This is a genomic window from Pseudonocardia acidicola, assembly GCF_012911935.1.
Classification (GTDB): domain Bacteria; phylum Actinomycetota; class Actinomycetes; order Mycobacteriales; family Pseudonocardiaceae; genus Pseudonocardia; species Pseudonocardia acidicola.
Window position 1 is genome coordinate 116,217 of record NZ_JAAXLA010000003.1, and the last position, 22,625, is coordinate 138,841.

Consider the following 22,625-nt stretch of genomic DNA (forward strand, 5'->3'; position numbering starts at 1 on the left):
CATGTTCTTGTGCGTGCTCGGCTTCAACGCCTCCGGCTTCCGGTTGAACACAATCTGGTTCGTCCTCGGCGCCGTGATCGTCGCGGCGATGCTGGTCGTACTCGTACCGATGGCGTGGAACCGCTGGCGGCACCGCCGCCTCGGGCGTACGACGAGCGTGGTGTTCGCCGTGCTGGCGACCGTGCTGGCGAGCGGGGCGGCGATCAACCGGTTGGGCAGCTTCTACCCCACCCTGGGCACGCTCGTCGGCACAGCGGTCGACAACGGCACCGACCCCCCGCCCGCCGGCGGCGGCCCCGCACGGAGCGGACCCGGCACCCGGGTGCGGTTGAGCATGCACGACACCTCCACGGGCCGAGAGCGCCCCGTGGAGGTGTACCTACCGACCGGCTACGACGACCCGACCCTGGCCGGTGTGCGCTATCCCGCGGTGGAGTGGCTGGGCGGCGGCGGGCTCGACGCGACGGGACTACCCGGCCTGCTCGACGACGCCATCACCGCGCAGCGGATGCCGCCTACCGTGGTGGTCATGCCGGACATGATCAGCGGCAACGACGACACCCTCACCGACGACGTGCGCACCTGGGCACTCGGGGCGCTGCGGGTCCGCGCCGACCGCGCCGGGTGGGCCCTGGCCGGTCCGGGGGCCGCCGGGTTGTGCCCGCTCGACGTCGCACTGCGCCATGCCCGCACCTACGCCGCAGCGGCCGGCACGGCCACCTGCGGCGCCACCGCCCCGCCTGTGGCCGCGTCCGGGCCGCCGCAACCGCTCGCACTGCTGGCCATCGCCGGAGCCGACCAGAGCGGCCGGGTGGCCGCACTGAGCCGGATCCAGGCCGCCGCCGCGCCCCCGGTGCAGCTGTCCACCTACGTGTTCCCGGCCGAGGTACCGGCGGATGGCCCTCGCGCTCGGCTTCCGGCGATGCTCGACTGGTTGGGTAGGCAACTGCCGGGGCCGGTCGTCCTGCCCGGGCAGCTGCCCGCGGGTTCGACGGGAGGCGACCGTGGCGCGGCCTGACCTCTCCCAGCCCGAGACCCCCGGCAGACAACGTCCCCGGACCCCGGCCCGGCCGGATCCGGCGGCGCGCCGCCGTCGGCTCGCCGGTGCGGCCGTCGTCCGGACCGTCGTGTGGTCCACCCGGCTGGTCGCGCTGCTGGCCATCCTGTCGGCCCTGTTCCCCGCCCCGCGCCGGGTCCTGGGCGGCGAGCTGCGCAGCTCGCTGAGCCTGCCGCCGGCGGTCGGGCTGGCGGGCATCGTGCTCGTGCTGGTCGCCGGAGTGGGGCTGTTGCTGCTGGCCACCGGTCTGCGCCGACGCAAACGGCGGGCCTGGACGCTGGCGCTCGGGCTGGCCGTGCTGCTCACGGTGACGAACCTGCTGCACGTCGTCACGTCCCGGCACGGAATCGTGGCGGTGCTGACCACCGGCGCGCTGCTGGTCGCGCTGATCATCTGCCGGCGCTGGTTCATCGCCCGGCCCGATCCGGGCGGGCTGGCCCGGGCGCTGACGGTGCTGCTGCAGCTGGCCGTGGCCGGGTTCGGCCTGGTGTGGCTGCTGCTGGTGGCCAACCCCCGCCGGATCGCCGGGCACCCCGGCCGCTCCGGCGAGGCGCTGCACGCGGCGCTGTCGCTGGTCGGGGTATCCGGACCGGTGCAGTTCCGGGTGGGCTGGCTCGACGACCTCACCGCGACCGTGGGGCTCACCTTCGGCATCGCCGCGGCGGTCGCCGCCGGCTACTTCCTGCTCCGCTCACCCGAGCCGCGGCCCCGGCTGACCGGTGATGACGAGACCCGGTTGCGGGCGCTGCTGGCCCGGCACGGTGGCCGGGACTCACTGGGCTACTTCGCGCTGCGCCGCGACAAGGGCGCGGTGTTCTCCCCCAGCGGCAAGTCCGCGGTGTCCTACCGGGCGCTGGCCGGCGTGGCGCTGGCCTCAGGGGACCCGGTCGGCGATCCCGAGGCCTGGCCTGGTGCGATCGAGGCGTTCCTCGCCGAATGCGTGGTGCACGGGTGGGTCCCGGCGGTGCTGGGCTGCTCCGAGCGCGGCGCCACGGCCTGGGCCCGCGCCGGGCTCGACGCCCTGGAGCTGGGTGACGAGGCGGTGCTCAAGGTCGGCGAGTTCAGCCTGGACGGGCGGCCGATGCGCGGCATCCGCCAGGCCGCCGCCCGTGTGCAACGCGCCGGTTACACCGTGCGGGTGCGCCGGCTCTCCGAGCTCGACACCGCCGAGTGCGCCCGGCTCGACGCGCTGGCCTCGTCGTGGCGCGGCGACGAGGTCGAACGCGGCTACTCGATGGCACTGTCGCGGGTCTGCGACCCGGCCGACCCCGACGCGGTGATCGTCACCGCCGAGCTCGACGGACGTGTCCGGGGGCTGCTGCAGTTCGTCCCGTGGGGCTCCGACGGGCTCTCCCTGGACCTGATGCGCCGCGACCCCGGCGCGGACAACGGGCTCAACGAGCTGATGATCGTCGAGCTGATGTCCGCGGCCCGGGGGCTCGATGTCGCGAACGTGTCGCTGAACTTCGCGGTCTTCCGGGCGGCCCTGGAACGCGGCGAGCGGATCGGTGCCGGGCCGGTGGCCCGGTTGTGGGCCCGGCTGTTGCGGATCGCGTCGCGCTGGTGGCAGATCGACAGCCTGTACCGGTTCAACGAGAAGTTCCGGCCCAACTGGGTGCCCCGGTTCGTCGCCTTCCCGACCGTGCGCGACCTGCCCCGGATCCTCGTCGCCGCGCTCGAGGCGGAGGGTTTCGGCGGGCGCCCGCCTGCCGTTCTGCGGCTGCTGCGACGGTGAGCTGACCGCTCGCCGAGACCGAGTGGCGGAACCCCCGAAACCGCGCCACGCTTCTCTCATGAACAACGCTCGAAGCGATCTGGGGCGGGTTGCCGCAGACGCTCGTGTGACGGAGCCCCGGTGGTTGGACCGCGTGCATCGGGGTGGGGCGATCCTGCTCGGCCTCGGCCTGTGGGTCTTCGGCATCCTCGGTCTGGTCCACCGGCTGGACTTCTTCTCGACCAACGGGGTGCCCGTGCTGGGCCTGTCGACGAACGGGCTGCTCGCAGCGGTCTCGCTCGTCGTCGGCGCGCTGCTCATCGGCGCGGCGGTACGCGGCGGCCGGACGGCGTCGACGGTGACGGTGGTCATCGGCGCGTTGTTCGTGCTGTCCGGCGTGCTCAACGTGCTGGTGCTGGGCACCGCCTACAACCTGCTCGCGTTCCGCATGCCCAACGTCGTGTTCAGCCTGATCGCGGGCGCACTGTTGCTGGTACTGGGTGGCTACGGACGATTCGCCGGACACCTGCCCACCGACAACCCGTACTACCGGGCCCGGCACGCCGACGACCCACTGCCCACCGGCCAGGCGGTGCTGCACGACCCGGACGACATCGCGGCCGCTCGCGAGCTCGCCGACGTCGAGCGGGCCGTCGCGCAGGGCGGCGGCACGCCGGAGCAGGTGCGGCGGCTGGCGGGGTTGGGGCAGTTGCGCCGTCCGGAGGACCGGTTGCAGGCCTGGCGGGCGGGCCGCCGACCCGTCTGATCATCGGCTCCGGCCCGGCGCGCTGCCTGCCCCGCGCGCCGGGCCGGTCACCGGGCTCACGCTTCCTGCAGGTAGTCCCGGATGACCCGGCCCATCGAGTAGGTGAACGTGACGTCGGCCCACAGCACCGACGGCACGGACAGCGGGGAGACCGGGGCCAGTCGCTGCGCAGGATGGCCTTCGGGGAAGTCGAAGCCGATGTCCTCGACGGCCGCCTCGTAGGCGTCGGCCACGAACGGCAGCGGCAGTTCGATGAGCTCGCTGATCGCGGCCCGGCCCCCCTCGGGGCGCGGGATCTGCCGGTGGGCGTAGTAGTTGAGGTGCCCGCCCAGGGTGCCGGCCGGGTTCTCGGTGACCGAGGCCCGCGCGGTGATCACGTCACGGCCGTCGACCTGCAGTGTGGAGGTCAGCGTCTTGCCCTCGATCTCACCGCGGCGCACCCCGTGCATCGCCGGGATCCCGGCGGCCTCGCGGGCGTAGGCCAGCACCCGCGGGGAGCTGTTCCAGTAGTAGGCGAAGTACCGGCCCGGGATGGACATCGCGCCCTCCGCGGCCGCGGAGTCGTGCCCCTCGACCTCCACCGTCAGGTAGGTGATCGAGAACGCGCCGAAGCCGCTGGTCTGCTCCGCGGTGACCTCGTACATGTTCATCTGCACGAGGTTGTTCGGGTGCGGGGTCAGACCCGGCGGGAGCACCTCGGCCAGCGCCTCGGGATCGGCCTGGTACCCGACGATCAGCATCCGGGCATCCCGGATCAGCTGCGGCGGCGGTGGTGACCACAACTGGGGTGGCATCCCCCGGTAGACGGTGGGATCGGAAGAACGCGCACTGGTCCCGGTCATGGCGGCGACGCTAGAACCGTTCGCGGCGCCCGCCCCGTCTCATATCGAGACAGGGTCCGCGGCCTCAGCGGATGCGCCGTTCGGAGCCCTCCCAGGCCTTGTCGCGGAGCACGAACTTCTGGATCTTCCCGGTGGAGGTCTTGGGCAGCTCGCCGAACACCACCGATTTCGGCGCCTTGAACCGGGCCAGCCGCTCCCGGACGTGGGAGATGATCTCGGCCTCGGTCGCCTCCGCGCCCTCGTGCAGGGTCACGTACGCCGCGGGCACCTCGCCCCACCGCTCGTCCGGGACCGCGATCACCGCGACCTCCAGCACCGCCGGGTGCTCGGCGATGGCCTGCTCCACCTCCACCGAGGCGATGTTCTCCCCACCGGAGATGATCACGTCCTTGCTGCGGTCGCGCAGCTCCACATAGCCGTCCGGGTGCACCACGCCCAGATCCCCGGTGCGGAACCAGCCGTCCGGAGCGGCCTCCCGGGTCGCCTCCGGGTCCTTCAGGTAGCCGAGCATGACGTTGTTGCCGCGCAGCGCGATCTGACCGATGCTCTGCCCGTCCGCCGGCACGTCCGAGCCGTCCTCGGCGATCACCCGGGCCTGGCAGGCGATCATGTTGCCCACCCCCTGGCGGGACTTCAGCCGGGCCCGGGCCTCGGCGTCGAAGGCGTTCCACTCCGGGCGCCAGTCACAAATCATCGCCGGGCCGAAGGTCTCGGTCAGCCCGTAGAGGTGGGTCACCTCGATCCCCAGCTCCCCCATCCGGCGCAGGATCGCCGGGCTGGGCGGTGCGCCACCGGTGGCGATCCGGATCGGCGGCGCCGCGGGATCGGGCCGGTAGTCCCCGGCCTCGGGGGCGTAGGCGAGCATCGACAGCACCGTCGGCGCGCCGTTGAGGTGCGTGACGCCCTCCTCCCGGATCAGCCGCCACACCTGCGCCGGGTCGACCTTGGGCAGGCACACGTGCGTCGCGGCGGCCGCAGTCACCGCCCACGGGAAGCACCAGCCGTTGCAGTGGAACATCGGCAGCGTCCACAGGTGCACCGCCGACGGCGACAGCCCGGTGTGCCCGACCATCGCCAGGGACTGCAGGTAGGCGCCGCGGTGGTGGTACATCACGCCCTTCGGGCGGCCGGTCGTGCCGGACGTGTAGTTGATGGACAGCAGCGAGCGCTCGTCGTCCGGGGTGAGCGCCTGCGGGGTCGCCCCGGCCAGCAGCGACTCGTACTCCCCGTCGTCGCCGTCCCCGGCCCGGATCACCCGCGGCGGGGCGTCGAGCCGCCCGACGACCGCCCCCACGAGGTCGTCGAACACCGGGTCGTGCACCAGCACCGACGCCTCGGAGTGATCCAGGATGTAGGCCACCTCGCCCGCGGACAGCCGGGTGTTCACCGCGACCAGCGGCACCCCCGCCCACGGCACCCCGAAGTTCGCCTCCAGCAGCACGTGCGTGTTCGGTGCCAGCACCGCCACCGGGCGAGCGTCCGCGAGCAGGGCCAGCGCCCCGGCCAGGCGCCGGCACCGGTCGTGCACCTCGGCGTAGGTCCAGCGCCGGTCCCCGTCGATCACCCCGATCCGGTCCCCATGGGCCGCCGCCGCCCGATCCAGGTAGGAGACCGGCGTCAGTGGCTCGAACGACAACGCGGTGAGATCAGGCAGCATCCCCGGACCTTCTCACCCCGTGCGGCCCCCGCACCAGCGTTCGTCCGCCGAGTTCCTCAGCGGCGCAACAACCCCCCGGATCCGGTCAGCCGGTCAGCGGGTCACGCCTGGTAACTCACATGGGCGTAACGCCGGATGAGCCGCAACGCCGCCGGATGCCCCGCTGTCGCACCCGCACGGACCTCGACGCCCCGCCCGGGCGCCTCGACACTGGCGGGATCGCGCACACCCTCACCTCCAGAACGGGGGGCCACGACGATGACGCGCAGCCACGGCCACGTGCACGGCAAGAGCTGCTACTGGGACATGTACCGGTGCGGCTGGGTCTGCGGCGCTTCGGAGACGGCGCCGACGGCCCCGTTCCCGGAGGAGCCGGGCTCCCGGCTCGCCTCCCCCGCCGGCGGGACGGACGAGAAGGCGGCCGTGCTGATCGCAGAAGCGCCGGCGGCCACGTCACAGGGTTAATGCAGCTGCACCACTATCCGGTGGGGCCGACGCCGGGCACGATGCGGGAGCGACGCGCGAGCCGACAACCTGCGGAGGGCAGATCACGATGGCGTGGGACTTCTCCACCGAACCCGAGTTCGAGGCACAGCTGGAATGGATGCGCGGATTCGTCCGCGAGGAGATCATCCCGCTGGAGACCCTCGATCTCGACCGCGAGACCTTCGCCCGGATCACCGCACCGCTGAAGGAGCAGGTGATCGAGCGCGGGCTGTGGGCCGCGCACCTCCCGCCGGAGCTCGGTGGCGGCGGGTTCGGGCAGGTCAGGCTCGGCCTGATGCACGAGATCCTCGGCCAGTGCCGCTACGCACCGGGCATCTTCGGCAACCAGGCGCCCGACTCCGGCAATGCCGAGCTGCTGGCCATCGGCGGCTCCCCGGAGCAGAAGGAGCGCTGGATGCACCCGCTGCTGCGCGGTGAACTGCGCAGCTGCTTCTCGATGACCGAACCGGGCGCGGGCGCCGACCCGACCATGCTGACCACCAGGGCCGTCCTGGACGGCGACGAGTACGTCATCAACGGCCACAAGTGGTTCTCCTCGAACGCCTCCATCGCCGACTTCCTCATCGTGATGGCGGTGACCGACCCCGACGTCTCGCCGTACCAGGGCTCGTCGATGATCGTCGTCCCGGTGGACACGCCCGGGGTGAACATCCTGCGGGACATCCCCGTCATGGACCACCCGACGGTCGGCGGCGAGCTCTACGGCGGCCACGCCGAGATCATCTACACCGACGTGCGGGTGCCCAGGGAGAACCTGGTCGGCAACCCCGGCGACGGGTTCCGGCTCGCCCAGCAGCGCCTGGGCCCCGGCCGGATCCACCACGCGATGCGCTGGCTCGGCCAGTCCAAGCGGGCCTTCGACATGCTGTGCGAGCGAGCGGTCAGCCGACGCACCCACGGCTCGGTGCTGGCCGACAAGCAGATGGTGCAGGACTGGGTGGCCACCTCGGCGGCGGAGATGCAGGCCGCCCGGCTGCTCACCCTGCATGCGGCGTGGACGATGGACCAGGTCGGCGCCTCGAACGCCCGCGTCGAGATCGGCATGATCAAGTACTGGGGCGCGAAGGTGCTGCACGACGTGATCGATCGCGCGATCCAGGTGCACGGGTCGCTGGGCTTCTCCGGCGACCTGCCGCTGGAGCAGATGTACCGCGCCGCCCGCGCCGCGCGGATCTACGACGGCCCGGACGAGGTGCACAAGGCGGCCGTCGCCCGCCGGCTGCTGCGCGGCTACACGCCCACCGAGGTGCCGACCGAGCACATCCCGACCCGCACGGAGGCGGCCCGCACGAAGTTCGCCGACTACCTCACGGCCGCCACCGCGAACCTCTAGTCCGCCGATCCGGCACCGGAACGGCCGGTCGGCGGCTGTTCCGGTGCCGCCGCGGCGACCCGCGCATGCAGCCGGGACCGGATCTCGTCCGGGGTGTACGCGCGGCGGCGCCGCTCGGCGCGTGCGGCGACCACCCCGGTCGCCGCGACCCCCGCCAGACCCGCCAGGCCGAGCAGCTTCCACCAGCGCCCCGAATCAGCCACGCCCTAGGGTACCGAGCGTGACCGGCACGATGATCACCCTCGACGAGGCCCTGAAGCTGACCCGGACCGGCGACATCTGGGTGTTCCGCGGCCGCAGCGGGGCGGACCGGGCGATCCGCAGCCTGACCAACTCGCCGGTCAACCACGTCGGCATGGCGCTGGTGGTCGACGACCTGCCACCGCTCATGTGGCACGCCGAGCTGGGCCGCTCGCTGCCCGACCTGTGGTCGGGCACCCACCAGCGGGGCGTGCAACTGCACGACCTGCACGACGCCGTCCTGACCTGGGGACGCCGCTACGGCCAGCGCGGCTGGCTGCGCCAGCTGCACGGTCCGGTCACCCGGGAGATGGAGGACGCCGCGCTGCGCACCGTCGCACGCCTGGACGGCACCCCGTTCCCCTCGACCGCCCGGCTGGCGACGCGCTGGCTGCGCGGCCGCGCACCGCAGGCCCAGCACGTGCTGCGCCGGCTCCGCTACGCGGCGAGCCGTGACGCGCGAGAGCCGACACCGGAGTCGATGGGGCTGGAGACGGCGTACTGCGCGGAGGTCGTCGCCGTGACCTACGAGGAGATGGGCCTGCTCGCCGACCGGCGCCGGCCCAACTGGTACGACCCCGGCCGCTTCTGGAGCGGTGACGAACTGAACCTGGTCGACGGGTACCGGCTCGGCGGGGAGATCGCGGTGAGCCTGCCGGAACCGGCCGGGGCAGCGCCCGGGACAGAGCCCGGTGCAGCGCGGCCCCGGACGCTGCGGGACCGGTTGCCCCTGCCCGGCCGGCTGTGCCGCCCGTGACCAACCGCCGTCCGGGCCCGCCGTGACGTCCCGGCAGCGTAACCGGATGATCGGGAATGCCGGCCGGACCGGGCCTAGTGCCCGGTCCAGCGGGGCGGGCGCTTCTCCAGGAACGCCGCCACCCCCTCCTCCCGATCCGTCGAGGCCATGATCGTCTCGGTGGCCTGCGCCGTCGCCGCCCAGCCGCGCTCGTCCGGCTCGGCGACGACCGCCTCCATCGCCCGCAGGGTCGCGCTCACCGCCACCGGCGCGTTGGCCACGATCCTCTCGGCGAGCGCGAGCGCCGCGGCCTCCGCGTCACCCGGCTCGGTCAGCTCGTTCACCAGGCCCAGCGACCAGGCCCGCTCTGCTCCCAGCGGCTGCCCGGTCAGCAGCATCTCCCGGGCGACGTTCAGTGGTAGCGGCCGGTGCGCCCGGAACAGGGCGCCGCAGTTCGCGATCAGCCCGCGGGCCACCTCCGGCAGCGCGAACCGAGCGGTCCGGGCGGCCACGACCAGGTCGCAGGACAGCACGATCTCGAACCCACCGCCGTACGCGACGCCCTCGACCGCGGCGACCAGCGGCGTCGACCGGTCCCGGCGCACCACGCCGTAGTTGCCGCCACGCGGGGTCGGCTCCCCCGCACCCGAGGCCAGATCCGTCCCGGCGCAGAACGCCTCGGGCGTGCCGGCCAGCACGCCGGCCCACAGCTCCGGGTCGTCGTCGAGGTCGTTGAGCGCCGCGTCGAGGCCGCGGGTCATCTCCGCGTCGACCGCGTTGCGCTTGGCCGGCCGATCCATCCGGATCAGCAGGACCCGGCCCCGGCGTTCCGTGTGCACCACCATGAGATCAACGTAGGTTCTGCACATGACCGAGAACCAGAGCTTCGCCCTGCCGCGGATCGGCCTGTGGACCGGCGCCCTGGACGCCGTGCCCGCCGCCCGCGCGCAGGAGTTGGCCGCCGAGCTCGAGGACCTCGGCTTCGGCGCACTGTGGATTCCCGAGGTCGCCGGCCGGGACCCGTTCGTCCATCTGGCACTGCTGCTGTCGGCGACGCAACAGCTGATCGGGGCCACCGGGATCGCCAACATCTGGGCCCGCGACGCCGTCGCCACGTCGTCCGCGACCAAGGCGCTCACCGAGGCCTTCCCGGAGCGGGTGCTGATCGGACTCGGGGTCAGCCACCAGAACCTCGTCGGCGACCTGCGTGGGCACCACTACGGCAGGCCGCTGACCGCGATGCGCGAGTACCTCGACGGGATCGAGCGCGCGCCCTACACCGCGTACCGCCCGAGCACGCCGGCCCGCTACGTGCTCGCCGCGCTGCGCCCGAGGATGCTGCGGCTCGCGGCCGAGCGCACCGAGGGCGCGCATCCGTACTTCGTCACCCCGGAGCACACCGCCACGGCCCGGGAGATCCTCGGCACCGGGCCGCTGCTGTGCCCCGAACAGGCCGTCGTACTGGAGACCGATCCCGCACGGGCCCGCGAGATGGGGCGCGCCTACACCTCGGTCTACCTGCGCCAGCCCAACTACGTGAACAGTATCCGCGAGCTCGGCTTCGCCGAGGAGGACCTGCGCGACGGCGGCAGCGACGCCTTCGTCGACGCGCTCGTCGCCTGGGGCGACGAGGAGCGAATCCTCGACCGGGTGCGCGCCCATCTCGACGCGGGTGCCGATCACGTCGCGGTCCAGGCTCTCGGCGCCCACCGCCGAGACGTCCCGGAGCAGCAATGGCGCGCCCTCGCCGCGCCGCTGCGCGAGCTGGCCACCCCCGTCTGACGCCGAACTCTGCGACCCGGCGGTCGGTACGAGCAGCCGAGTGCCGTGGCCCGGCGTTCGGCGGGTTTCCGGTGCGGGCTGCCCGGCCCTGAGCGACCAGGCGGGGTTCGTAGGCTGTGCGCGTGCCTGTCCGTCGCCGGTTGCCGGTCCTGCCCGTCGGCCTCACCCGCACCCTGCTGTTCACCGCCGCCGGCGCCGCCCTGCTGCGCGCCGCCCACGGAGTGCCGACCGCGCTGGGTGCGTCCCGCGCCGCGCTGGAGGCCGCCGCCGCCGAGTCGCCGCGCTTCTGCGCCGGCGTCTTCCGCAACACCGAGCCGGGCTCGGTGGTGAGCCCCGGCAGCATCGGCCCCATCCTGGCGGCGCTGATCCGCCGCGGCCGCACCGGGCGCCCGTCGCGACCGGTGCCGTTGGCCCCGGTGGACGTACCAGGCATCGCCGCCGAGCTGGCCGCGACCTGGTACGGCCACTCCAGCGTGCTGATCGAGATCGACGGCCGGCGGGTGCTGGTCGACCCGGTGTGGAGCGACCGCGTCTCCCCCTCGCGGTTGATCGGGCCCCGACGCCTGCACCCGGCGCCGACACCGCTGGGCGGGCTGCCCACGGTCGACGCCGTACTGGTCTCCCACGACCACTACGACCATCTCGACCTGCCGACGGTGCGCGCGCTGCTGCACGCCGGCACCGCGCCGTTCCTGGTGCCCCTCGGCATCGGCGCTCATCTGCGCCGCTGGGGCATCCCCGAGCACCGCGTGATCGAGCTCGACTGGGACGAATCCGCCGACGTGGCGGGCCTGACCCTCACCTGCACCGAGGCCCGGCACTTCTCCGGCCGCTCGCTGCGGCGCAACACCACGCTCTGGTCCTCCTGGGCGATCGCCGGACCGAGCGGGAAGCGGGTGTTCTTCGGCGGCGACACCGGATACACCGCGGCCTTCGCGGCAATCGGGGAGCGGCTCGGCCCGTTCGCGCTCACCCTGCTGCCGATCGGCGCCTACAGCGAGCAGTGGCCCGACGTCCACATGACCCCCGAGGAAACCGTGCGCGCCCACCGGGATCTGCAGGGCGGACTGCTGGTGCCGGTGCACTGGGCAACGTTCAATCTCGGGTTTCATCCGTGGTCGGAGCCGGTCGATCGGCTCCGAACAGCTGCGGAAAGCGCCGATATCACGGTGGCCGTCCCCAGGCCCGGCGAGCGTTTCGAGGTGGCCACGCCCCCACCGGTACAGGACTGGTGGACCGAGGTCGCCTGATCCCTTTCGGAGAGTGACCTGGCTCCCTTTCCGGGGATTGCAACGAGCCCGGCTTGCGTCCGAAAGAGTGATATGGGCCGAACCGCCGTCGATCACCGGGGACCCGAATCGACATTCCCCGGCAGACTCCCTTATTGTCGGTCCCGGAATTACCGCTCGCAGGGAGCCACCCGCTGTACCGACTCCCGGTTCATCCCGGGCCCCGCGGCGTACCCGAAAACTCGTGAAAGGCAGCGCACGTGGCAAAGCAGACGACGGTCACGCTCATCGACGACCTGGATGGCAGCGAGGCCGACGAGCAGGTGGAGTTCGCCGTCGACGGCAAGGCGTACGAGATCGACCTGTCCGCCGCGAATGTGGCGAGATTGCGCGAAGCCCTCGCGCCCTTCATTTCCGCAGCTCGCCGCGCCAGTGGCCGGCGCGGCTCGTCGAGCACCGCGACCGCACCCTCCCGACCGACTGCGGACCGTGAGCAGAACCAGGCGATTCGCGAATGGGCCCAGCAGCAGGGGATGAAGATCTCCGAGCGCGGGCGGATCCCGACGAATGTGCTCGAGGCGTACCACCGGAACCACTGACCTTCCATCCTATGCCCCCATTCCGGCCGTAGCGCCGAGCGGGGCCCCAGCCGTTCCGGACCGCAGATGACGGAGGCGGATACCGTTCACCAGGGGTATTCGCACATCCGTCACCGCGCGCGGTTCACGGCGCTCCGGGCGCTCCGGCCGGACGAACCCACGACTTCGGCCCACACACCCGCTACCGGTCTGCCAGGGTGGGCCGATGACTCGGTCCACGACGGCACCCGAAGTGGTACATCTCGTGCTGCCCGGCAACCGTCCTCCGTGGACCCGGACGGGTCTCACGGTCCGGCGCGGTGACCGGGTCACCCTGCTCGGCTCGGGTTTCGTCCGCTGGTCGGACGCGCACGATGTGGGCGCGGGTGCGAAATTCCACCTGTGGGGGCGGGTGCCCGGCGGCGCGACGTTCGGCTGCACCCAGGACACCACGACCGTCGTGGCCGACCGCGACGGCGAGCTCGAACTGTGCGTCTACATGGGCGCGTGGGCGGACCGGTACGGCACGCTGGCGACCGGGGACGCGCCGTACCGCCGCACGTCCGGCGCGTTGCAGGTGACGGTCCTGCGCTGGCCGGAGGGCACCGACCCGGTCGCGGGCCTGGCCGCGCTGGACGCGGGCGTCGCCGACCCGGTGCTCGCCGCCGCGGAGAGCGACCGGCTGGCCGACCCCGTCGTGCCCCCACCGGGCTGGGAGTACCTGCAGGCGTTCGGGCCCGGCGACATCTACCGGCACGCCCGCTGCGACGGCCGCCCCGCCATCGACGTCGTCTGTGACAACGACGCCGGCATCATCCGCACCGACGTCGACCTCGCCCTCGACCCGGACACGACGATCGAGTGGACCTGGCGGGTCGACGCGCTGCCCGGTACCTCGGCCGAGAACACCACCTGGACCCACGACTACCTGAGCATCGCCGCCGAGTTCGACTCCGGCCGCGACCTCACCTGGTTCTGGAGCAGCGCGCTGCGGCCCGTCGAGGACACGTTCGCCTGCCCCGTCCGCGGCTGGCGGGACCGGGAGACACACATGCCGGTGCGCAGCGGGACCTCCGGGCTGGGCACGCCGTGCCGGGAGTCGCGCGACGTCTACGCCGACCACCTCCGGTTCATGGGCCCGCCGCCCGGCCGCATCGTCCGGGTCTGGCTCATCGCGGTCAGCCACTTCGGCCGCGGCCTGGGCCGGGCGACGTTCACCGACATCGCACTGCGCAACCGCGAGCGGCGGATCCAGGTGCTCTGAGCCGGGGGTGATGCCCGGCATGACCGACACGACCACCGCCCGTACCGCCGCGACCGCTGTCGGCGACGACCTCGCCGCCCGGAACCCTGTGAGACACCCCGATCCGGCCATCACCCGCCGGGGCGATCCGAACACGCCCGGTGAGCCGCTACCGTTGCCCGCCACACGGCACCGACGCCGTCCCCCACCGAACCCGGTGCAGCACCACCGCATCGGGTCGAGACGAGGCAAACTGCGTGAGCGAGCTTGTACATGACGCCCGGGTCCCGGCCCGCGCCCATCCGCACTACGGCACGTGCGGCCGGTGCGGCCTGCTCAAGCACGTCACCCCCGACGGCGTGCTGCACGACCACAACCGTTACCGCGCCCGGGGCACCGTCGTGACGGCCCAGCGCTGCCCGGGCTCCGGCGAGCGCTACCTGGAGCGCACGGCCGACGATCCGCACACCCCGGACCTGCACGCGATGCTGCAGGCCCGCAGGCCGGTCGACTGACCCGCGACCGGCGCGAGCGCTCAGTCGCCGGCCAGCTCCAGCGCGATCTCGAGCGCGGCCTCGCGGCGCTCCTCCTCGGAGGCCTCGATGCCCTCGTCGAGGAAGGCCCCGAGGTGCAGCGCGATGACCGACATCCGGCCTCGCAGCTGCCCGGCCACCGACTGCCCCGGTTCGGCGAGCAGCCCGGTCAGCTCCGCGAGGCGCTTCTTCATCTCCGCACCGGCGGCGAGCTCCCGGAACGAGGTCTGGCTCTCCTGCAGGAAGCGCACCATGCGGGCCGTCGAACGCCCGGCGAGCAGCGCGCTGTAGCGGCGCAGTAGCTCCCGGCGGGTCGCGACGTCGCGGGGCCGCTCCCGGGCCCACGCCACGATCTCGTCGATCCCGGCGAGCAGATCGTCGAACAGCGTGCCGACGATCTCCTCCTTGGTCTTGTAGTGGTAGTAGACCGCGGCCTTGGTCACCCCGAGCCGTTCGGCGATCTCGCGCAGCGAGGTCTTCTCGTAGCCCTGCTCCGCGAACAACTCGAGCGCCACCTCGCGGATCTGACCGCGGGTGTCGGTGCGCCGCTCGTCCATCGGGTTCGCCTCCTGACGGCCTGCCGTGACTGCTGCACCACAGCTTACTTGACGGCCGGCTAGTACGTGTTGCTAACCTGTCGGCATGTCAGAAGCTAGCCGGCCGGCTAGCAAGTAGCCGGAAGGCGAGGGGAACACCGATGATCACCGACGAGGAGCGCGTGGAACCGCAGGCGGCGGCGCCGCCGGCCGCCAGGACGGGCGACGCCGAGCCGCCGGCCCGGACCAAGCGCGAGATCTACAGCGTGCTCAGCGGGCTGATGGTCGCGATGCTGCTGGCGATGCTCGACAACATGATCGTCGGCACCGCGATGCCGACGATCGTCGGCGAGCTGGGCGGGCTCGCACACCTGTCCTGGGTGGTCACGGCCTACGCGCTGGCCACCGCGGTCGCCACCCCGGTGTGGGCCAAGCTCGGCGACCTCTACGGGCGCAAGGGCGTGTTCATGGCCTCGATCGTGCTCTTCCTGGCCGGTTCGGCGCTGTCCGGGATGAGCCAGGACATGGGCCAGCTCATCGGCTTCCGGGCCCTCCAGGGTCTCGGCGCCGGGGGGCTGATGGTCGGTGCGATGGCGATCGTCGCCGACCTCGTGCCCCCGCGGGATCGCGGCCGCTACCAGGGCTTCATGGCCGCGGTCATGCCGCTGGCGTTCATCGGCGGCCCGCTGCTCGGCGGGTTCCTCACCGACAACCTGAGCTGGCGCTGGGCGTTCTACATCAACCTGCCGCTGGGCGTGCTCGCGCTCGTCGTCGTGTGGTTCACGATGCACCTGCCGGGCCGGCGTGAGCACGTCACGATCGACTGGCGCGGCGCGGGCCTGCTGGCCGTCGCGATCTCGGCGCTGACCCTGCTGGCCAGCTGGGGCGGCACGCAATACGCGTGGGCGTCGTGGCAGATCGCCGGGCTGGCCGTGCTCACCGTGCTGGCCACCGCGCTGTTCCTGCGCGTGGAGCGCCACGCCGACGAGCCGATCCTGCCCCTGGGCCTGTTCCGCAGCCGCAACTTCACCGTCGCCACGGCGCTGACGTTCCTCACCGGGTTCGCGATGTTCGGGGCGGTCACGTTCCTGCCGCAGTACCAGCAGATCGTCCAGGGCGCGTCGGCCACGAGCAGCGGGCTGCTGCTGCTCCCGCTGATGGGCGGCATGCTCGTCACCTCGCTGATCGGCGGCCAGCTCGTCACCCGCACCGGGCGCTACCGGGCGCTGCTGGTCGTCGGGTCGCTGCTGATGGCCGCCGGGCTGGGCCTGCTGTCCACGATGGGCCTGGCCACGACCCCGTTCACCAGCGCCCTGTTCATGATCACGCTCGGTATCGGCATGGGCTTGCTGATGCAGACCACGATGCTGGTGGTGCAGAACAGTGTCGGCCGCCGCGACGTCGGCGCGGCCAGCGGCGCGGCGACCCTGTTCCGCACGATCGGCGGCTCGCTCGGCGTCTCGCTGCTCGGCACCCTCTACGCGCAGAACCTGCAGACGGCGCTCACCGAGCGGCTCGGCGGGGCGGCCGGCGGTCAGGTCACCGGCGGACAGCTGACCCCGGCGATGCTGGCAAAGCTCCCCGACGGCGTGCGCGCCGCGTTCCAGGCCGCGGTGACGACCGGCGTGGACACCGCGTTCGGATGGGCCGCAGCGGTGGCGGTGGTCGCGGTCGTCGCGGCCTGGCTGGTCCGGGAGGTGCCGCTGCGCGGCAGCGGCCCGGTCCGGGAACAGGCGGCCCCGGCAGCCGCCTGAGCCGGGCTGCTCCCCGCTCCGCCGACCCGCGTCAGGCCCGCCAGAGCTGGGGCCCGGCGCGGGTCACGACGATGCTCGGCACCACGGCGGCCGCCGAGAGCCGGGTCAGGCTCAGGACCAGCTCGGCGACGTCACCGACGGTGAGCATGGCGTCGCGGTCCAGCCGGTCGCGCAGGTGCTCGGTCATGTCGGTGTCGACGTAGCCGGGCGCCAGCGCGGTCGCGCTGACGCCGCCGGCCGACTCCTCCAGCGACAGCGTCTCGCAGAACGAGATCAGGGCGGCCTTGCTGGCACCGTAGACCGACAGCCCCGCCTCCCCCGCCACACCGGTGATCGAGGCCAGGGCGACGACCCGGGCACCGGTCGCGGGGTTCGCCTCGGCGGTGGCCCGCAACAGCGGCAGCAGCTCGCGGACCAGCAGCACCGGGGCCTTCAGGTTCACCGCCAGCTGCAGGTCGTAGGCCTTGGGCCGCAGGTCGGCGATGCGCTCATCGGTGCCCATCCCGGCCCCGAGGACCAGCAGGTCGAGCCGGTCGAAGTGCTCGGAGTGCTCGACGGCGAGCCGGGCGACGTCGTCCGCCGAGGCCATGTTCGCCGCGACCCCGTGCACCTCCACCCCGAACTCGGCGCGCAACTGCTCGACCGCGGTGGTGACGCCGGCCTGCTGCCGCGCCGCCACCGTCAGCGCGAAGCCCTCACCCGCCAGCCGCCGGGCGATCTCCGCGCCGATTCCGCGGGACCCGCCGGTCACCAGAGCCACCCTGCCCGAACCGTGATCGACCATGGACACACTCTGCAATGGCCGGTTCACCCGGTACACCCCGGGTGGGCACACCTCACGCCGCCGTCGGCGACCGGCGCCCGTCGTACCGGGCCCGGGCCAGCACGGCCACGACGGCCAGCGGCACAGCCACCGCGAGCGCGACGCGGAACAGCAGCACGAACGCGCCCTCGTTCGCCGCGGACGCGCCGATCGCGGTCCCGACCGAGCTGCCGAAGAACAGCACCGCGGCGAACAGCGCCACGGCCGCCGCCCGGGCCTGCGGGACCACGTCGGTGGCCCAGCTCTGCAGCGTCGAGTGCAGGAACGCCCACGACCCGCCCAGCAGCAGCCCGGCGATCAGCACCGTCACCAGGTTCACCGCGACCGCCGGCCCGGCCCAGGCCGCAGCCAGGAACCCGCCGCCGATCGCGGCCAGCCCGGCCGGGGGCACCCGCCCGACCAGCAGCCGCACCACCCGCGACCAGATGAGCGCGCCGACCCCGAACCCCGCGGAGGCGAGCCCGGCCACCGCGGCGGTGGAGCCCAGCGACTGCAGCGCGGGCGCCAGGTAGGTCAGCGCGCCGAGCACCACGATGCCCTCGACGAACGCGAGCAGCAGCACGGTCCACGCCCAGCCGCTCACCAGCACCCGGCCGACCGGGCGCAGCGGGTTGCCCGTCGCGGGTCCCAGCTGCGGCTCGGGCAGCTTGCGCAGCGCGAACCAGAGCGCGATCCCGGCCACGCCCGTCACCCCGAACACCGCCCGCCAGCCGAGGAGGTCGGCGAGCAGCCCGGCGCCCGCGGTCGCCGTCGCCGTGCCGAGCGCGGACGCGGCGAGCACATCGGACAGCGGTCGCTGCCGCACCTGCGGGGGCCAGCTGTCCCCGACGTAGACCAGCGACGCCGGGATCAGGGCCGCGAAGCAGCCGCCCGCCAGCACCCGGGACACCCCGAGCACGACGAGGGTCGGCGCGAACACCGACGCGATCCCGCCGACCGCGGCGCCGACCAGTGCCACCCGCATCACCCGCACCCGGCCGATCCGGTCGCTGAGCAGCCCCCACACCGGCTGCATCAGGCCGTAGGCCAGGAAGTAGCCGCTGGCCACCGCGGCCACGGCGGCGAGCGAGGCACCGAGGTCGATCGCGATGAGCACCAGCAGCGGGGCGAGGGCGAACCGGTCGCAGGTGCTGGTCAGCGCGGAGAGCTGGAGCAGGCGCAGCCGCCGGTTCTGGTCGCGGGCCGGCGCTGCGGCTGCGCCGGGGGCCAGGTCATCGGGCACCCGACGACCATGCCGCGGTCGCAACCGCGACACCTCATCGAGCCGCGGTGACTCTCACCACCGTCCTCAGCAGGCGCATCGCCGAGCGCTGCGCCAGGACGCTGAGCGGGCCGATCACGGGCCGCCGGGCGGTGCCGTCGTTCACGCGAGCGACTCACACCCGCCGACGGGGCCGACCGAGCAGTTCGCCGCCGGCGGCCGGGCCACCGTTGGCCCCGGCGGGCCTGCGCCGCCCGGGGCTCTTGATCGCGGTACCCCGTCCCGGCCAGCATGGGACCGCCAGCGCCGGCGCCGCCCGGCACGCCCGACGCCGCCGAGGATGCCGATGACCGCCACCGAATCCGCACGTGCCGGCTCCACCATCACCGGTCGGGGGATGACCATGAGCGACATGCTCGCCCGGCACGCCCGCGTCACCCCGGACGCGGTCGCGCTGCGCGACGCGCGGGCGGGACGCAGCTACCGCGAGCTCGATGAGCGCGTCACCCGGCTGGCGAACGCGCTGGCTGCACGCGGGGTCGAGGTCGGCGACCGGGTCGCGGTACTCGGGCGCAACAGCATCGAGGTGCTCGAGGCCTACTTCGCGACGCTGCGGCTCGGCGCGATCTGCGTGCCGGTGAACTTCCGGCTGGTCGCCGACGAGATCGCCTACGTGCTCGCCGACAGCGGGGCGACGGCGGTGGTGGTCGACGCGGCGCTGGCCGGGCACGTCGAGCAGGCCCGGGAGCAGGCACCGTCGGTCACGGCCGTCATCACGATCGCCGGGGACTACGAGCAGATCCTCGCGGAGGCGCCGGACGCCTGCACCGAGGTCCCGGTGATCGACGACTTCCCCGCCTACATCATGTACACCTCGGGCACCACCGGCCGCCCCAAGGGCGCGGTGCTGACCCACCGCAACCTGCTGCTGCACGCGTTCAGCTCGATCGCGCACCTGGGCAGCCCGAGTGACGACCGGGTGTGGCTGTCCGGCGCCCCGCTGTTCCACATCGCCGGCCTGGCCGGGATGCTGCCGACGCTGATCACCGGTGGGAAGATCGTGATCCCCCCGTCCGGCGGCTTCGACCCGGCGGAGACGGTGAGGATGCTTGAGGCCGAGCGCGTCTCGTCCTGCTTCTTCGTCCCGGCACAGTGGGCGGCGATCTGCGCGGTCCCCGACATCGGCGAGCGCGATCTCTCCGCGCTGCGCCGGATCTCCTGGGGCGCCGCGCCCGCATCCACCGCGCTGCTCCACACGATGATCGACACGTTCCCGCAGGCCGATGTCGTGACCTCGTTCGGGCAGACCGAGTGCAGCCCGGTGACGTGCACGCTGCGCGGCGAGGACGCCATCCGCAAGATCGGCTCGATCGGCACCCCGATGGTCAACGTCGAGGTTCGCGTGGTCGACGACGAGATGAACGACGTGCCGCGCGGTGAGGTCGGCGAGATCGTCTACCGCGGGCCGCTGGTGATGACCGGGTACTGGAACCGGCCCGCGGAGACGGCCGAGGCGTTCACCGGGGGCTGGTTCCACTCCGGCGACCTGGTGCGCCAGGACTCCGACGGCTACTACTACGTGGTCGACCGCAAGAAGGACATGATCATCTCGGGTGGCGAGAACATCTACTGCGCCGAGGTGGAGAACGTGCTGGCCGGGCACCCTCAGGTGGCCGACGTCGCGCTGATCGGGGTGCCGGACCCGAAGTGGGGCGAGACCCCGCTCGCGATCATCGTTGCGGCGGACCCGGCCGACCCGCCGACGATGGCGGTGATCGAGGCGTACTGCCGCGAGCACCTGGCGTCCTACAAGCGACCGCGGGAGATCGCGATCGTCGAGGCGCTGCCCCGCAACGCGAGCGGCAAGGTGCTCAAGACCCAGCTGCGCGCCGAGCGGGCCGCCGGCTCGCTGGTGGCCGAATCGGCGGTCTGAGCCGGCCGGCGTTTCCTATGCTCGACCCGTGCCCGACCTCGACCTCGAAGAGTTCCGCCGGCTCGGCCACCAGCTCGTCGACTGGGTGGCCGGTTACCGGGCCGGCATCGCCGGCCTCCCGGTGCGCAGCGAGGTCGCGCCCGGCTGGGTGCGGTCCCAGCTGCCCGCCGAGCTGCCCGAACACCCGCAGCCGTTCGAGGACCTGCTCGCCGACGTCGACCGCGTCGTCGTACCGGGCACGACGCACTGGCAGCACCCCGGGTTCTTCGGCTACTTCCCGGCCAACGCGTCGCTGAGCTCGCTGCTCGGCGACATCCTGTCGGGCGGCCTCGGCGTGCAGGGCATGCTCTGGTCGACCTCCCCGGCGTGCACCGAGGTCGAGCAGGTGCTGCTCGACGGTCTCGCGACCGCACTGGGCCTGGGCAGGGAGTTCACCTTCGCCGGCGGCGGGGGCGGGTCGATCCAGGACTCGGCATCGTCTGCGGCGCTCGTGGTGCTGCTGGCCGCGCTCAACCGTTCCTCGGGCGGCGACTGGCGGGAGACCGGGGTCGAGGGCACCGAATGCGTGTACGTCACCGCCGAGACGCACTCGTCGCTGGCCAAGGCCGTGCGGGTGGCCGGGCTGGGTGCGCGGGCGTTGCGGATCGTCGACCCCTCTCCCGGATCGCGGGCGATGTCGCCGTCCGCCCTGGCCGCGGCGATCACCGAGGACCTCGCCGCCGGCCGCCGGCCGGTGCTGGTCTGCGCGACGGTCGGCACCACCGGCACGGGTGCGATCGACCCGGTGCCGGAGATCGCCACGGTGGCCCACGAGCACGGGGCGTGGGTGCACGTCGACGCCGCGTGGGCCGGGGTCGCCGCCCTGTGCCCGGAGTTCCGGTACCTGCTCGACGGGGTCGAGCTGGTCGACTCGTTCTGCACCAACCCGCACAAGTGGCTGCTCACCGGATTCGACGCGTCGATGCTCTGGGTGCGTGACGCGGCGGCGCTGCCCGACGCGCTGTCGATCATCCCGGAGTACCTGCGCAACGCCGCGACCGACTCCGGTGAGGTCGTCGACTACCGGGACTGGCAGGTCCCGCTGGGCCGGCGGTTCCGGGCCCTGAAGCTGTGGGCGGTGGTGCACTCCCACGGGCTGGAGGGGCTGCGGGCGCACCTGCGCGGGCACGTCGCGCTGGCCGCGGAGTTCGCCGGCCGGGTCCGGGACGATCCCGGTTTCACCCTCGCCGTGGAGCCCTCGCTCGCGCTGGTGTGCCTACGGGTCGTGACGGGCGGGGGCGACGCCGCCGACGACGCCGCGTCCCGCACGGTGCTGGAACGGGTCAATGCGACCGGGTCGGCACTGCTGACGCACACCGTCGTCGACGGCCGGTACGTGATCCGGGTGGCGATCGGGTCGGTCGCAACCGAGGCACAGCACGTGCGGGCCCTGTGGGAGCAGCTGGTGACGACGGCCGCGCAGGTGCGCGCGGAGGCCGCCGCCGCGCGGTGACGGCGGCGACTCGTACCCGCCTCCCGGAAGTGCCGACTCGCCCTCCCGAATGTGCCGACTCGCGGATCAGTCGGGGATGCCGGCCGGGGTGGGGACGACGACGCCGAACAGGTCGGCGATCGCGGCGAGGCTCGCGGCCTGCAGCGCCGACGCCGGGACCGCGCCGCCCCCGACGTCGGGCAGCGAGCGGGTCGCCGTCGCGCCGGCCACCACCGCGGGCCGGTAGCCGAGGCTGAACGCGCCGCGGGCCGTCGAGTTGACGCACATGTGGGTCATGAAGCCGGCGAGGATCAGATCGCGGCCCGGGTTGGCGCGCAGCAACTCGTCGAGCCCGGTCTGCACGAACGCGTTCGGGAAGTTCTTGACGACGACCGGTTCGCCCGCGCGCGGCGCCACCCGGTCGACGATCTGCCCGATCTCGGCGCGGATGTCGTAGGGCGAGCCCTCGCCGGAGTCGTGCTGGATGTGCACCACCGGGATCCCGGCCGAGCGGGCCCGGTCGAGCAGCTCGGCGGCCTGGTCCAGAGCGGCCTGCACGCCCTCGAGCTCCATCACCCCGCGGGTGTAGGTGTTCTGGCAGTCGACCAGGACCAGCGTGGAGTCGGCCAGCTTCGCCGGTTGCGCCGGAAGGCCGCTGAGCTGCCGCAGGGTCGTCGGCTCGGACATGTC

Annotated in this window: 22 protein-coding genes; 14 read left to right on the forward strand and 8 right to left on the reverse strand. The window is 73.2% G+C overall.

What is annotated here, in order from left to right; translation table 11 throughout:
* Nucleotides 1-13: 13 nt before the first annotated feature.
* From HF526_RS35030 to HF526_RS02695, 3 genes are all read left to right on the forward strand, one after another.
* Nucleotides 14-1,018 (forward strand): alpha/beta hydrolase, encoded by a 1,005-nt coding sequence (locus tag HF526_RS35030; RefSeq protein WP_239028200.1) that lies wholly within the window; start codon nucleotides 14-16, stop codon nucleotides 1,016-1,018.
* A complete protein-coding gene (locus tag HF526_RS02690) occupies nucleotides 1,005-2,792 on the forward strand; it encodes a phosphatidylglycerol lysyltransferase domain-containing protein (RefSeq protein WP_338051251.1) in 1,788 nt (595 codons plus the stop codon). The genes HF526_RS35030 and HF526_RS02690 overlap by 14 nt, the downstream gene beginning before the upstream one ends.
* 133 nt (nucleotides 2,793-2,925) lie before the next feature.
* Nucleotides 2,926-3,537 (forward strand): DUF4383 domain-containing protein, encoded by a 612-nt coding sequence (locus tag HF526_RS02695; protein ID WP_338051259.1) that lies wholly within the window; start codon nucleotides 2,926-2,928, stop codon nucleotides 3,535-3,537.
* 56 nt (nucleotides 3,538-3,593) lie between these two features.
* On the opposite strand, the gene HF526_RS02700 is transcribed toward HF526_RS02695, so the two are convergent.
* Together HF526_RS02700 and HF526_RS02705 are read right to left on the reverse strand one after the other, a co-directional pair.
* A complete protein-coding gene (locus tag HF526_RS02700; protein ID WP_169379601.1) occupies nucleotides 3,594-4,379 on the reverse strand; it encodes an acetoacetate decarboxylase family protein in 786 nt (261 codons plus the stop codon).
* Between the two features lie 64 nt (nucleotides 4,380-4,443).
* A complete protein-coding gene (locus HF526_RS02705; protein ID WP_169379602.1) occupies nucleotides 4,444-6,036 on the reverse strand; it encodes an AMP-binding protein in 1,593 nt (530 codons plus the stop codon).
* Nucleotides 6,037-6,294: 258 nt separating this feature from the next.
* On the opposite strand from HF526_RS02705, the gene HF526_RS02710 reads away from it, so the two are divergent.
* The gene (locus HF526_RS02710; RefSeq protein WP_169379603.1) at nucleotides 6,295-6,501 is read left to right on the forward strand and encodes a hypothetical protein; all 207 of its coding nucleotides are present in this window, start codon (nucleotides 6,295-6,297) and stop codon (nucleotides 6,499-6,501) included.
* An 88-nt stretch (nucleotides 6,502-6,589) separates the two neighbouring features.
* On the forward strand, nucleotides 6,590-7,876 hold the full coding sequence (locus HF526_RS02715) for an acyl-CoA dehydrogenase family protein (protein ID WP_169379604.1): 1,287 nt from the start codon (nucleotides 6,590-6,592) through the stop codon (nucleotides 7,874-7,876).
* On the opposite strand, the gene HF526_RS02720 is transcribed toward HF526_RS02715, so the two are convergent.
* A complete protein-coding gene (locus HF526_RS02720) occupies nucleotides 7,873-8,079 on the reverse strand; it encodes a hypothetical protein (protein WP_169379605.1) in 207 nt (68 codons plus the stop codon). The two genes, HF526_RS02715 and HF526_RS02720, sit on opposite strands and share 4 nt — an antisense overlap.
* 17 nt (nucleotides 8,080-8,096) lie before the next feature.
* Here HF526_RS02720 and HF526_RS02725 point away from each other — a divergent pair, with 17 nt between their 5' ends.
* Nucleotides 8,097-8,873, forward strand: a complete 777-nt coding sequence (locus HF526_RS02725) for a hypothetical protein (RefSeq protein ID WP_169379606.1) — start codon at nucleotides 8,097-8,099, stop codon at nucleotides 8,871-8,873.
* A 74-nt stretch (nucleotides 8,874-8,947) separates the two neighbouring features.
* Here the strand turns inward: HF526_RS02725 and HF526_RS02730 are convergent, their stop codons facing one another.
* Complete coding sequence (locus HF526_RS02730) at nucleotides 8,948-9,697, reverse strand: enoyl-CoA hydratase-related protein (protein WP_169379607.1); 750 nt, start codon at nucleotides 9,695-9,697, stop codon at nucleotides 8,948-8,950.
* Nucleotides 9,698-9,719: 22 nt separating this feature from the next.
* On the opposite strand from HF526_RS02730, the gene HF526_RS02735 reads away from it, so the two are divergent.
* The 5 genes from HF526_RS02735 to HF526_RS02755 all read left to right on the forward strand — a co-directional run bounded on the left by HF526_RS02735 (nucleotide 9,720) and on the right by HF526_RS02755 (nucleotide 14,199).
* The gene (locus HF526_RS02735; RefSeq protein WP_169379608.1) at nucleotides 9,720-10,634 is read left to right on the forward strand and encodes a TIGR03620 family F420-dependent LLM class oxidoreductase; all 915 of its coding nucleotides are present in this window, start codon (nucleotides 9,720-9,722) and stop codon (nucleotides 10,632-10,634) included.
* Between the two features lie 122 nt (nucleotides 10,635-10,756).
* Nucleotides 10,757-11,884 carry an MBL fold metallo-hydrolase gene (locus HF526_RS02740; RefSeq protein ID WP_338051252.1) on the forward strand — a complete coding sequence of 376 codons (1,128 nt, stop codon included), beginning with the start codon at nucleotides 10,757-10,759 and terminating at the stop codon, nucleotides 11,882-11,884.
* A 239-nt stretch (nucleotides 11,885-12,123) separates the two neighbouring features.
* Nucleotides 12,124-12,462 carry an Lsr2 dimerization domain-containing protein gene (locus tag HF526_RS02745; protein WP_169379609.1) on the forward strand — a complete coding sequence of 113 codons (339 nt, stop codon included), beginning with the start codon at nucleotides 12,124-12,126 and terminating at the stop codon, nucleotides 12,460-12,462.
* 205 nt (nucleotides 12,463-12,667) lie between these two features.
* Nucleotides 12,668-13,705: a DUF3047 domain-containing protein gene (locus HF526_RS02750; RefSeq protein ID WP_169379610.1), complete on the forward strand. Its 1,038-nt coding sequence runs from the start codon at nucleotides 12,668-12,670 to the stop codon at nucleotides 13,703-13,705.
* Between the two features lie 236 nt (nucleotides 13,706-13,941).
* Nucleotides 13,942-14,199, forward strand: coding sequence for a hypothetical protein (locus HF526_RS02755; RefSeq protein ID WP_169379611.1), 258 nt, complete (start codon nucleotides 13,942-13,944; stop codon nucleotides 14,197-14,199).
* 20 nt (nucleotides 14,200-14,219) lie between these two features.
* Here HF526_RS02755 and HF526_RS02760 read toward each other — a convergent pair whose 3' ends face one another.
* Entirely contained in the window at nucleotides 14,220-14,774 is a 555-nt protein-coding gene (locus tag HF526_RS02760; protein ID WP_169379612.1) for a TetR/AcrR family transcriptional regulator, read from the reverse strand.
* A gap of 140 nt (nucleotides 14,775-14,914) precedes the next feature.
* Here HF526_RS02760 and HF526_RS02765 point away from each other — a divergent pair, with 140 nt between their 5' ends.
* Nucleotides 14,915-16,507, forward strand: coding sequence for an MDR family MFS transporter (locus HF526_RS02765; protein ID WP_169379613.1), 1,593 nt, complete (start codon nucleotides 14,915-14,917; stop codon nucleotides 16,505-16,507).
* Between the two features lie 31 nt (nucleotides 16,508-16,538).
* On the opposite strand, the gene HF526_RS02770 is transcribed toward HF526_RS02765, so the two are convergent.
* Complete coding sequence (locus HF526_RS02770; protein ID WP_338051253.1) at nucleotides 16,539-17,258, reverse strand: SDR family NAD(P)-dependent oxidoreductase; 720 nt, start codon at nucleotides 17,256-17,258, stop codon at nucleotides 16,539-16,541.
* Between the two features lie 85 nt (nucleotides 17,259-17,343).
* On the reverse strand, nucleotides 17,344-18,552 hold the full coding sequence (locus tag HF526_RS02775) for an MFS transporter (protein ID WP_169379615.1): 1,209 nt from the start codon (nucleotides 18,550-18,552) through the stop codon (nucleotides 17,344-17,346).
* Between the two features lie 325 nt (nucleotides 18,553-18,877).
* Between HF526_RS02775 and HF526_RS02780 the strand changes: the two genes are divergently transcribed.
* Together HF526_RS02780 and HF526_RS02785 are read left to right on the forward strand one after the other, a co-directional pair.
* A complete protein-coding gene (locus tag HF526_RS02780) occupies nucleotides 18,878-20,464 on the forward strand; it encodes a long-chain-fatty-acid--CoA ligase (RefSeq protein WP_169379616.1) in 1,587 nt (528 codons plus the stop codon).
* A gap of 28 nt (nucleotides 20,465-20,492) precedes the next feature.
* Nucleotides 20,493-21,956 carry an aminotransferase class V-fold PLP-dependent enzyme gene (locus tag HF526_RS02785; RefSeq protein WP_169379617.1) on the forward strand — a complete coding sequence of 488 codons (1,464 nt, stop codon included), beginning with the start codon at nucleotides 20,493-20,495 and terminating at the stop codon, nucleotides 21,954-21,956.
* A 66-nt stretch (nucleotides 21,957-22,022) separates the two neighbouring features.
* Here HF526_RS02785 and HF526_RS02790 read toward each other — a convergent pair whose 3' ends face one another.
* Nucleotides 22,023-22,622: a cysteine hydrolase family protein gene (locus HF526_RS02790; protein ID WP_169379618.1), complete on the reverse strand. Its 600-nt coding sequence runs from the start codon at nucleotides 22,620-22,622 to the stop codon at nucleotides 22,023-22,025.
* Between the last annotated feature and the right edge of the window lie 3 nt (nucleotides 22,623-22,625).